Annotated in this window: 11 protein-coding genes and 1 pseudogene; 10 read left to right on the forward strand and 2 right to left on the reverse strand. The window is 74.2% G+C overall.

Annotated features, from left to right (window positions below):
* The first annotated feature begins 145 nt into the window (after positions 1-145).
* The 3 genes from VGI02_RS15620 (at position 146) to ffh (ending at position 4,936) form a co-directional block, all read left to right on the forward strand.
* Positions 146-484 (forward strand): P-II family nitrogen regulator, encoded by a 339-nt coding sequence (locus VGI02_RS15620; RefSeq protein ID WP_331628379.1) that lies wholly within the window; start codon positions 146-148, stop codon positions 482-484.
* Between the two features lie 158 nt (positions 485-642).
* Positions 643-3,192, forward strand: a complete 2,550-nt coding sequence (locus VGI02_RS15625) for a [protein-PII] uridylyltransferase (protein ID WP_331628381.1) — start codon at positions 643-645, stop codon at positions 3,190-3,192.
* Positions 3,193-3,307: 115 nt separating this feature from the next.
* On the forward strand, positions 3,308-4,936 hold the full coding sequence (ffh, locus tag VGI02_RS15630) for a signal recognition particle protein (protein WP_331628383.1): 1,629 nt from the start codon (positions 3,308-3,310) through the stop codon (positions 4,934-4,936).
* 6 nt (positions 4,937-4,942) lie between these two features.
* Here ffh and VGI02_RS15635 read toward each other — a convergent pair whose 3' ends face one another.
* Positions 4,943-5,365 carry an MmcQ/YjbR family DNA-binding protein gene (locus tag VGI02_RS15635; RefSeq protein ID WP_331628386.1) on the reverse strand — a complete coding sequence of 141 codons (423 nt, stop codon included), beginning with the start codon at positions 5,363-5,365 and terminating at the stop codon, positions 4,943-4,945.
* A gap of 60 nt (positions 5,366-5,425) precedes the next feature.
* On the opposite strand from VGI02_RS15635, the gene VGI02_RS15640 reads away from it, so the two are divergent.
* From VGI02_RS15640 to rimM, 5 genes and pseudogenes are all read left to right on the forward strand, one after another.
* Complete coding sequence (locus VGI02_RS15640; protein ID WP_331628388.1) at positions 5,426-6,544, forward strand: amidohydrolase family protein; 1,119 nt, start codon at positions 5,426-5,428, stop codon at positions 6,542-6,544.
* Positions 6,544-7,266 carry a LamB/YcsF family protein gene (locus VGI02_RS15645; RefSeq protein WP_331628390.1) on the forward strand — a complete coding sequence of 241 codons (723 nt, stop codon included), beginning with the start codon at positions 6,544-6,546 and terminating at the stop codon, positions 7,264-7,266. Before VGI02_RS15640 ends, VGI02_RS15645 begins: the two co-directional genes overlap by 1 nt.
* A 172-nt stretch (positions 7,267-7,438) precedes the next feature.
* A pseudogene (gene rpsP, locus VGI02_RS15650) lies at positions 7,439-7,783 on the forward strand (30S ribosomal protein S16); the annotation flags it as partial.
* 22 nt (positions 7,784-7,805) lie between these two features.
* Positions 7,806-8,045: an RNA-binding protein gene (locus VGI02_RS15655; RefSeq protein ID WP_331628392.1), complete on the forward strand. Its 240-nt coding sequence runs from the start codon at positions 7,806-7,808 to the stop codon at positions 8,043-8,045.
* Between the two features lie 27 nt (positions 8,046-8,072).
* The gene (rimM, locus tag VGI02_RS15660) at positions 8,073-8,690 is read left to right on the forward strand and encodes a ribosome maturation factor RimM (protein ID WP_414638287.1); all 618 of its coding nucleotides are present in this window, start codon (positions 8,073-8,075) and stop codon (positions 8,688-8,690) included.
* Here rimM and VGI02_RS15665 read toward each other — a convergent pair.
* Positions 8,608-9,354 carry an MgtC/SapB family protein gene (locus tag VGI02_RS15665; protein WP_414638288.1) on the reverse strand — a complete coding sequence of 249 codons (747 nt, stop codon included), beginning with the start codon at positions 9,352-9,354 and terminating at the stop codon, positions 8,608-8,610. The genes rimM and VGI02_RS15665 overlap by 83 nt on opposite strands.
* A gap of 38 nt (positions 9,355-9,392) precedes the next feature.
* Here VGI02_RS15665 and trmD point away from each other — a divergent pair, with 38 nt between their 5' ends.
* Together trmD and rplS are read left to right on the forward strand one after the other, a co-directional pair.
* A complete protein-coding gene (gene trmD / locus VGI02_RS15670) occupies positions 9,393-10,166 on the forward strand; it encodes a tRNA (guanosine(37)-N1)-methyltransferase TrmD (protein ID WP_331628396.1) in 774 nt (257 codons plus the stop codon).
* 242 nt (positions 10,167-10,408) lie between these two features.
* Positions 10,409-10,746 (forward strand): 50S ribosomal protein L19 (gene rplS, locus VGI02_RS15675; RefSeq protein ID WP_331628398.1); only part of this gene is annotated, 338 nt, incomplete at its 3' end.

Consider the following 10,746-nt stretch of genomic DNA (forward strand, 5'->3'; position numbering starts at 1 on the left):
AGGAGGCCGCGGGCATCGACGAGTCGGAGCACGCCGAGTCGGGGTATGACTTCTCCGGACTGAGCGGTGGAGGTAACTCCTCGCTCCTCGGCGCGGGCGCTACCGGGTCCGCGCTGCCTGCGACCCCGAGGGAGGGTGCTCCGCGATGAAGATGGTGACGGCGATCATCAAGCCGTTCGTGCTGGAGGACGTGAAGGGTGCTCTCGAGCAGCTCGGCGTCCTGGGGATGACGGTCAGTGAGGTCCAGGGCTACGGCCGGCAGAAGGGCCACACCGAGGTCTACCGCGGAGCCGAGTACTCCGTGGACTTCGTCCCCAAGGTCCGCATCGAGGTCGTCACCGACGACCCGACCGCGGAGAAGGTGCTCGACGCGATCACCGAGACCGCCCGCACCGGCAAGATCGGTGACGGCAAGGTCTGGGTGACCCCGATCGAGACGGTGGTGCGCGTGCGCACCGGCGAGCGCGGGGCCGACGCCCTCTAGCTCGCGGGACGCCGCCTGGTGGTGACCACGGCGCCGGGTCCGGTCCTCGTGACCGGGCCCGGCGCCGTGACCGCCTGCGCGCGCCCTCGACGTGCGGCGGCCCGGTCGGGTCCCCGCGTCAATCACACCTGCTGAAGGGCGAGCGCGAGAGGACGGGCATGGTCGTTGCGGGGTCGGGACCGGGCGCCCCGGGGATGTCCGGACCGGACGACCCGTTGGACGTCGGGGGAGTCCCGAAGGTCTCGGGGGAGTCCGACGAGGGGGCGGCGGTCGACCTGGTCCGCGCCCGCACCGCACTGCTCACACCACCACCAGGAGCCCGCAGGCTCGGCCCCGCCGCCCTGCGCGAGGCCCTGGTCGAACTCCACGACTTCTGGCTCGCCACCCGCGCCACCGCGGTCGGCGTCGGGGACGGCACCGCGCTCGTCGCGGTGGGAGCCCTAGGACGGCGCGAGCTCGCGCCCTGGTCCGACCTCGACCTGGTGCTCGTCCACGACGGCACCGGACGGGCGCGGGGCGCCGACAAGGTCGCCCGGCTCGCCGATGCCCTCTGGTACCCGCTCTGGGACGCCGGGATCGGCCTCGACCACTCGGTACGCACCGTCGGCGAGGCCGTCGCCGTCGCGACCGAGGACCTGCGCGTCGCCCTGGGGCTGCTCGAGGTCCGTCTGATCGCCGGCGACGCCGAGCTGGCCTCCCGCCTGTCGTCCTCGGCCCGGCAGGCCTGGCGGGCAGGCATGCGCGGCCGGTTCGACGAGCTCGTCGAGACGACCCAGGGTCGGTGGCAGCGCTCCGGCGAGGTGGCCCACCGCATCGAGCCCGACCTCAAGAACGGCCGGGGCGGACTGCGCGACGTCCAGCTCCTCGACGCCCTCGCCGCCGCCCAGCTCGTCGACCGACCTGCCGTCGACGTCCGCTCCGCCCGTGGGCTGATGCTCGACCTGCGCACCGAGCTGCACCGCCGTGCCGGCCGCGCCCGCGACGTCCTCCAGGCCGAGGACGCCCACGAGCTCGCCGGGGTCCCCGACCTCGGCGTCACCGACCGCTACGACCTCGCCCGCTCGCTCTCCGGGGCCGCCCGCACCGTCGTCTACGCCACCGACGTGGCGCTGCGCTCCGCCCGGGCGGCCCTGCCGAAGCGCGGCCTGGCCGCCCTGCGCCGCACCCCCGCCCGCCGCCCGCTCGACGACGGCGTCGTCGAGCACGCCGGCGAGGTCGCGCTGGCGCGGGAGGCGCAGGTCAGCCGGGACCCGGCGCTCGTGCTGCGCCTGGCCGCGGTCGCCGCGCGCACCGGGCTCCCGATCGCCTCCGGGACCCTGCGCCGCCTCGCCGACGCCGCCCCCGAGCTGCGCGAACCGTGGCCGCGCGCGGCCCGGACCGAACTGCTGGCCCTGCTCGGGGCCGGCGGGGGCATGGTCGACGTCATCGAGGCGCTCGACCGCACCGGCCTGTGGGGCCGGCTGTTCCCGGAGTGGGGCGCGGTCCGCGACCTCCCGCCGCGGGACCGCCAGCACGTGTGGACCGTCGACCGCCACCTCGTCGAGGTCACCCGGCGCGCCGGCGAGCTGACCACCCGCGTCTCCCGCCCCGACCTGCTGCTGCTCGGTGCCCTCATCCACGACATCGGCAAGGGCCGCGACGAGGACCACTCCGTGGTGGGGGCGGAGCTCGCCCGCCACATCGGGCGCAGGCTCGGGCTCTGGCCCACCGACGTCGACACCCTCGCGGCGATGGTCCGCCACCACCTGCTGCTGCCGCACACCGCGCAGCGCCGCGACCCCGAGGACCCGGCGACGGTGCAGCGGGTCGTGGACACCCTCGACGGCGACCCGGTACTGCTGGAGCTGCTCCACGCCCTCGCCGAGGCCGACGCGCTCGGCACCGGCCCCGGGGTCTGGACGCCGTGGCGCGCGACGCTGATGGGCGACCTCGTGCGCCGCTGCCGCGTGGTCATGGCCGGTGAGCCCGTCCCCGGGCCGGAGCCGCTGTCCGACGACCGGCTCACCCTCGCGCGGGCCGTCGCGTCCTCCGGGCGCGCGGAGGTGTCGATCGACGCGGGCGACGAGCTGACGACGGTGACGATGACGGTGGCCGCGCCGGACCGTCCCGGCCTGCTCAGCCGGGCCGCCGGGGTGCTCGCCCTGCACTCGCTGCAGGTGCACGCCGCGGTCCTCGTCGAGCACGATGGCGTCGCGGTCGACAGCTTCACCGTCTCGCCGCGGTTCGGGCGCCTGCCCGAGGCGTCGCTGCTGCGCGAGGACCTGGTCCGCGTGCTGCAGGGCTCCCTCGACCTCCCGGCGCGCCTGGCGGCCAAGGAGCGCGACTACTCGTCCCGGATGTCGACGACCTCGTCGGCCAGCCGCGTGCTGTGGTTCGACGACGAGGCGACCGGCGCGGTCGTGCTCGAACTGCGCACCGCCGACCGCATCGGGCTGCTCTACCGGGTCGCGGCGGCCCTCGAGAACCAGGGGGTCGACGTCCGCTGGGCGCGGGTGTCGACGCTGGGCTCGTCGGTGGTCGACGCGTTCTGCCTGGAGGCCTCACCCGACCCGGACGGGGACGTCGTCGAGGTCCCTCACGACGGGCCCGGTACCGGGACCACCGTCGCGCTGGACCCGACCCGCCGTCGGGGGATCGAGGCGGCGGTCATGGCGGCCGCCGCACCGGGCCAGGGCGCCGACGAGGAGACCGGGACCCGCACGGGCTGAGAGCGCGGGCACGGTGCACGGTTAGGCTGGGCCTCGACCCGTGGCGTGCCCGGGCCGGAGCACCAGCAGGCATCCCCGCCGATGCCGTCCCATCGTCTGGGGGAGAACGTCCGCCGTGTTCGACACCCTGTCCGAACGCCTCACCGGGGCCCTGTCCGACCTGCGCGGCAAGGGCCGGCTCTCCGAGACCGACATCGACGCGACCTGCCGCGAGATCCGGATCGCGCTGCTCGAGGCCGACGTCGCGCTGCCCGTCGTCCGCCAGTTCGTCAAGCAGATCAAGGACCGGGCCCGCGGCGCCGAGGTCTCCGACGCGCTCAACCCGGCCCAGCAGGTCGTCAAGATCGTCAACGAGGAGCTCGTCGGCATCCTCGGCGGCGAGACCCGGCGCCTGCGGTTCGCGAAGAACCCGCCGACGGTCATCATGCTCGCCGGCCTGCAGGGCTCCGGTAAGACGACGCTGGCCGGGAAGCTCGCGCGCTGGCTCAAGAACCAGGGCCACACCCCGATGCTCGCGGCCTGCGACCTGCAGCGCCCGAACGCGGTCAACCAGCTCCAGATCGTCGGCGGGCGCGCCGAGGTCGAGGTCTTCGCCCCGGAACCCGGCAACGGCGTCGGCGACCCGGTCGACGTGGCCCGCCGCGCGATCGCCGACGCGAAGGCCCGCCAGTACGACGTGCTCGTCGTCGACACGGCAGGACGCCTCGGCGTCGACGAGGACCTGATGCGCCAGGCCGCGGACATCCGCGACGCCGTGACGCCCGACGAGATCCTCTTCGTCCTGGACGCCATGGTCGGGCAGGACGCCGTGAACACCGCCGAAGCCTTCCGTGACGGGGTCGGCTTCGACGGCGTGGTGCTCACCAAGCTCGACGGCGACGCCCGCGGTGGCGCGGCGCTCTCCGTCCGCGAGGTCACCGGCCAGCCGATCCTCTTCGCCTCCAACGGCGAGGGTCTCGACGAGTTCGACGTCTTCCACCCCGACCGGATGGCCTCGCGCATCCTGGGCATGGGCGACGTCCTCTCGCTCATCGAGCAGGCCGAGCAGGCGTTCGACGCCGGCCAGGCCGAGGCCGCCGCCAAGAAGATGGGCGAGGGCGACTTCTCCCTCGAGGACTTCCTCGAGCAGATGCAGTCGGTCCGCAAGATGGGTCCGATCGCGAACATCCTGGGGATGCTCCCGGGCGCCGCGGGCATGAAGGACCAGCTCGCGAACGTCGACGAGAAGCACCTCGACCGCGTGCAGGCGATCATCCGCGGCATGACCCCCGCCGAGCGCGAGGACCCGAAGATCATCAACGGGTCGCGGCGGCTACGGATCGCGAACGGCTCCGGCGTGGGCGTCACCGACGTCAACCAGCTCGTGGAGCGGTTCTTCGAGGCCCGCAAGATGATGAAGAACATGGCGGGCCAGTTCGGTCTGCCCGGCATGGGCGGCGGGGGTCGCAAGGCGGCCCGCAGCGCACGCAAGGGCAGCGGCAAGGCCCAGCGGGGCGGCGGCGGCAAGACGATGCCGGCGATCGCGGGGATCGCCTCGGAGAGCACCGCCAACCGCGGCCAGCGCTCGGTCGGCTCCTACGAGACCCCGGGTCTCAACCAGCTCCCGCCCGGCCTCGCGGGGCTCGACCAGCTGCCGGAGGGCTTCGACCCGGGCGCGCTGTCGTTCCCGGGCAACTCCGGCGGCGGCAACGGCGGGGGCGGGTCCGGCGGCGGCAAGAAGGGCAACAAGAAGCGCCGCAAGTAGGCCGTCTCAGGGTGCGTGCTCGGCCAGCCAGGCGTCGCGACGGCGCGGGGAGGCCTGCGCCAGCCATGCGTCCTGGACCATCTCGGTGATCTCGGCGAGGCCGATCTCGCCCAGCCGCGCGCCGCGGACCAGCACCGACGGGTGCCCGTCGAAGCGGGGCGTCGTGAAGTAGGGCGCCGTCGGGTCGCCGAGCAGCGCCGCCTTCGCCTCGTCGGACTCGACCCACAGCATGATCACGTCGTCGTACCGCTCACCGGTGTCCGGGTCGGCGGCGTCGCGCTGCGGGGTGCGGAAGAAGACGAAGGACTTCCCGCCCACCTGGTAGATCGAGTTGCCCTTCGGCCCGGTCAGCGCGCGCACGTGCGGCATCGCGCGCGCCAGCGCGTGCACGTCCTCGATCCGGGCGGGACGGCCCGGGTCGGTCCTCATGGTCGCGTTCCGCCGCGCTGTGTGTCCCCCACGGCGCCGATTCTCCTACGATGCCGGGCCGTGGCCTCTCCCCTCACCCCGGCGACCCCCCTCCACCTCCACGGCGTGGTGCTCGACGAGACGGCCGAGGCGGGGGACGGCGCCCGCGACCTGTGGGTCGACGAGCACGGCCGGTTCACCGACGGGCCGATCGCAGGGGCGCAGACGATCTCGGGCTGGATCCTGCCCGGCCTGGTCGACGCGCACTGCCACGTCGGGATCGGTCCCGACGGCCCCGTCGAACTGGAGGACGCGCGGGCCCAGGGACACACCGACGCGGCCTCCGGGGCGCTGCTGATCCGCGACTGCGGTGCGCCGATCGACACCCGACCCCTCGACGACGACCCGGAGATGCCCGAGATCGTCCGGGCCGGCAGGCATCTCGCGCGGCCGAAGCGCTACATCCGCGGCCTGCCGATCGACATCGAGGACCCGGCGGACCCGGCGACGGGCCTCGCCGCTGTCGTCGCCGACCAGGCGAGGCTCAACCCGTGGGTCAAGCTCGTCGGCGACTGGATCTACCGCGACGAGGGCGACCTCGCCCCGCTCTGGCCCGACGAGGTGCTCCGCGACGCCATGGCCGCCGCCCACGCCCACGGCGCCCGGGTGACCGCGCACGTGTTCGGCGAGCAGGCGCTGCCCGGGCTGATCGGGGCGGGCATCGACTGCATCGAGCACGGCACCGGCCTCGCCGACGAGACGATCGCGATGATGGCCACGCGGGGCACGGCGCTGGTGCCGACGCTGATCAACGTGGAGAACTTCCCGGAGTTCGCCGACGCCGCGGGCGGGAAGTTCCCGCGGTACGGGACGCACATGCGGGAGCTCTACGCGCGGGCGCCCGCGACGATCCGCGCCGCGATCGAGGCCGGCGTCACCGTCTACCCCGGGACCGACGCAGGCGGCGGCATCGTGCACGGCCGGATCGTCGACGAGATCGCGGCGCTGGCCGACGGGGGGCTCGGCCGGGGCGGGGCCCTGGCCTCGGCGACGGTGGGGGCGCGGGTCTGGCTCGGGCGCCCGCGGATCGAGCACGGCGCCCCGGCCGACGTCATGGTCCTTCCCGCGGACCCGTACGCCGACCTCGACGTCCTGCGCCGTCCGGTCGCGGTCCTGCGTCGCGGACGGATGCTGGGCTGATGCTCGATCTCAATGCCGACCTCGCCGAGGGCTTCGGACCGTGGTCGCTCACCGACGACGACGCGCTGCTCGACGTCGTGACCTCGGCGAACGTCGCGTGCGGGTTCCACGCGGGCGACGCGCCGACGATGCGCCGGGTCTGTGCCCGGGCGGCGGAGCGCGGGGTCCGGATCGGCGCCCAGGTCTCCTACCGCGACCTCGCCGGGTTCGGACGGCGCTTCCTCGACGTCGACGGCGAGACGCTCGCCGCGGAGATCCTCTACCAGATCGGCGCCCTGCGGGCGATGGCGTCCGCGGCAGGCGCCGAGGTGGAGTACGTCAAGCCGCACGGCGCGCTCTACAACACCGTCGTGCACCACGAGGCGCAGGCGGCCGCCGTCGTCGACGCCGCGAGGGCGGCGGGTGACCTGCCCGTCATGGGGCTGCCGGGCGGTCGGCTCCTCGCGCTCGCCGCCGACGCCGGGCTGGCGACGATCGCCGAGGCGTTCGCCGACCGCGGCTACACGCCCGAGGGCACGCTGGTGCCGCGCCGGGAGCCGGGCGCGCTCCTGCCGGACACCGACGCCGTCGTCGAACGGGCGGTCCGGCTGGCCCGTGACGGGGTGATCGTCGCCGTCGACGGGACGGAGCTGTCGGTCCGCGCCGACTCGCTGTGCCTGCACGGGGACACCCCCGAGGCGGTGGCGAACGCCCGCGCGGTGCGCGAGGCCCTGGACGCCTAGCCCGCCGCTCCGTCGTCGGGAGGGGGTCTGGCACAATCAGGAGGTTGCGTCGCGACCACCCTCTCTCCGGGTCGCGACCTCGGACCTGCGGTGCACGGCCGGTGGTGACCCCCACATCGGCCGGGGACGCCGAGCACGAAGCAGTATTGCGAACGAGGAGTACACCGGACCCGTGGCCGTCAAGATCAAGCTCGCCCGCATGGGCAAGATCCGCGAGCCCCACTACCGTGTGGTCATCGCCGATGCCCGCAACCGTCGCGACGGGCGCGTCATCGAGACGATCGGCGAGTACCACCCGAAGAGCCACCCGAGCGAGATCAAGATCAACTCGGAGCGCGCGCAGTACTGGCTCGGCGTGGGCGCCCTCCCGACCGAGCCGGTCGCAGGCCTGCTCAAGGTCACCGGCGACTGGCAGAAGTTCAAGGGCCTTCCCGGCGCCGAGGGCCGGCTCAAGCCGCAGGCCGAGAAGGTCGACAAGCAGGCCCGCTTCAACGAGGAGCTGGCCAAGGTCAGCAACAACGCGGCCGAGTGAGTCGGCGGTGAGTGATCTCGCCGAGGCCCTCGAACACCTGGTGCGCGGCATCGTCTCGCATCCCGACGAGGTCTCCGTCGAACTCGTGACCAACCGCCGGGGTCGCACCCTCGAGGTGCGCGTGCACCCGGACGACCTGGGCAAGGTCATCGGGCGCAGCGGACGGACGGCGACCGCCCTGCGCACCGTGATCAGCGGAGTCGGCGGGCGCGGAGTGCGCGTCGACGTGGTCGACACCGACCGCTGAGCATGAGCACCACTGTCACCCCGGCCCATGGCTGACCCGTCCGGCGATCTGCGGATCGTCGGGCGGGTCGTCAAGGCTCACGGCCTGCGCGGTGAGCTCGTCGTCGAGCCCAGTACCGACAACGCCGAAGAGCGCTTCGCGCCCGGCGTCGTGCTGCAGGTCTCCGGCGGACCCGGTCCCCGGACGCTGACGATCACCGCCTCCCGCAGGCACGGCGAGCGTCTGCTCGTGACCGTGGACGAGGTCGCCGACCGCGACACCGCCGAGGCGATGCACCGCGCCGTCCTCCAGGCGGAGGCCGCCGACACCGACATCGACGACCCGGACGAGTTCCACGACCACCAGCTCGAGGGCCTGCGCGCCGAGCTCGGCGACGGCACCGTGATCGGGACCGTCACGGCGGTCCAGCACGGTGCGGGCGGTGAGCTGCTCGTCCTCGACGGTGGTGCGGCGGGCGAGCTGCTCGTCCCGTTCGTCACGGCGATCGTCCCGACGGTGGACGTGGCAGGCGGGCGCGTGGTCCTCGACCCGCCGGACGGTCTGTTCGACCCGGCCTTGAGCCTCAGTCGGCCGGCTCCTCCTCCTCGGGCAGCCGTACCCCCCGCACGCCGGGTATCTCGGCGAGCTCGGTGGTCAGCGGGTTGATCGGGATGCGCCCCAGCAGCGAGAGGGTGACCGCCGCCGTGCCCGGCGTGCCGTTCTCGCCGTCCGCCGGATCCTCCCGGTCGACGGTCATCCCGGCCACGGCGAAGCCGCGCTCGGTGCAGAGGGTGAGGATCGAGCGCAGCACCCCGCGTCCGTCGACGTAGCTCACGTGCACCGGCCGCGGCGCGCTCGACTGGCGGGAGAGTGCCCGTGCCAGCGGTCGGTACCCGCGGGTGATCAGGTAGTGGACGGCCGTCCCGGCGACCGCGAGCAGGGGCAGGCCCGCTCCGCACGCGGTGCCGACGGCGGCCGCCACCCACACCGTCGCCGCGGTCGTCAGCCCCCGGACGGCGTCACGGCGGACGAAGATGAGCCCACCGCCGATGAAGCCGATCCCGGACACGATCTGCGCCGCGACACGCGAGGGGTCGAGCGCGACGTGATCGAGGGCGAGCAGGTCGCCGAAGCCGTACTTCGAGATGAGCATGAACGCGGCCGAGCCCACCCCGACCAGGGCGTGGGTGCGCAGCCCGGCGCTCTTCGCGGCCAGCTCGCGCTCGATCCCGATGACGGTGCACAGCACGAGCGCGAGCAGCAGGGCGACGAGCACGCGCCACTGCACGTCGAGGTCGGACGCCCAGAGCACCGGTGTCGTGCCGCCCATCCGCATCCCCTCTCCACGGCACCCGGCAGGATCCCGGCGTGCGCATCGACGTCGTCACGATCTTCCCCGGTTACCTCGGCCCGCTCGACGAGGCCCTCGTCGGCCGGGCACGGCGGGCCGGGCTGATCGACCTGCACGTCCACGACCTGCGTCGCTGGGCCACCGGGGTCCACCAGGCGGTCGACGATGCACCGTACGGCGGCGGACCCGGCATGGTCATGGTGCCGACCGTGTGGGGCGAGGCCCTCGACGCGGTGCGGGCCGAGGCTCCGGACGATCCCGGGCTGCTGCTCGTCCCGACCCCGGCCGGGGCGCCGCTGACCCAGGCCCGCGCCGCAGGCTGGGCGCGCGAGTCCCGGCTGATGATCGCCTGCGGGCGCTACGAGGGCATCGACGCGCGGGTCACCGCCGACGCCGCCCGCCACGGCCGGGTCGAGGAGTTCTCCCTCGGCGACTACGTGCTCGCCGGCGGCGAGGCCGCGGCCCTGGTCGCCGTGGAGGCGGTGTCCCGGCTGGTCCCGGGTGTGCTCGGCAACCCGGAGTCCGCGGAGCGCGACTCGTTCTCCGACGGCCTGCTCGAGGCCCCCGCCTTCACCCGCCCGGAGTCCTGGCGCGACCTCGACGTCCCGGCGGTGCTGCGGGGCGGCGACCACGGGGCCGTCGCCCGCTGGCGGCGTGACCGCTCGCTCGAGCGCACCGCCGCCGTGCGCCCCGACCTGCTCGACGGGCTGCTCGCCCGGCACGGGCCCGCGGTCTTCGACCGGCGCGATCGGGAGGTCCTCGCCGCGGCGGGCTACGAGGCCCCGGGCTGAGCGGGCCGCGGCGGATCCCCGGCCCGCCCCCGCCCACCGGAGACGGCGGGGCCGTCTGGCAGACTGGGGGAGTTGCCACGGGCCGGGATCGGTGTCCGGGTCCGTCCGCGTGACGGGCATCCGGCCGCATTCCCGCAGGACCCGCCACGCGCAACACGGTACGAACCCATCCGGTCGCCCGGCCGCCGTCGTCCCCGACGGTGCGTGCCGGGCCGACCCGTGAGACGCGAGGACGACGAGCCATGAACGCCCTGGACGAGCTCGACGCGCAGTCGCTGCGCTCCGATATCCCGGACTTCCGTCCGGGTGACACCGTCAAGGTGCACGTCAAGGTCATCGAGGGTTCACGCTCCCGTGTACAGGTCTTCCAGGGCGTGGTGATCCGTCGCCACGGTGGCGGACTCCGCGAGACCTTCACCGTCCGTAAGGTCTCCTTCGGCGTCGGGGTGGAGCGCACCTTCCCGGTGCACACGCCCAACATCGACCACATCGAGGTCGTCACTCGCGGTGACGTCCGCCGCGCGAAGCTCTACTCCCTCCGTGATCTCCGCGGCAAGGCAGCGAAGATCCGTGAGAAGCG

This window comes from Actinomycetospora sp. (genome assembly GCF_036497245.1).
GTDB lineage: Bacteria > Actinomycetota > Actinomycetes > Mycobacteriales > Pseudonocardiaceae > Actinomycetospora.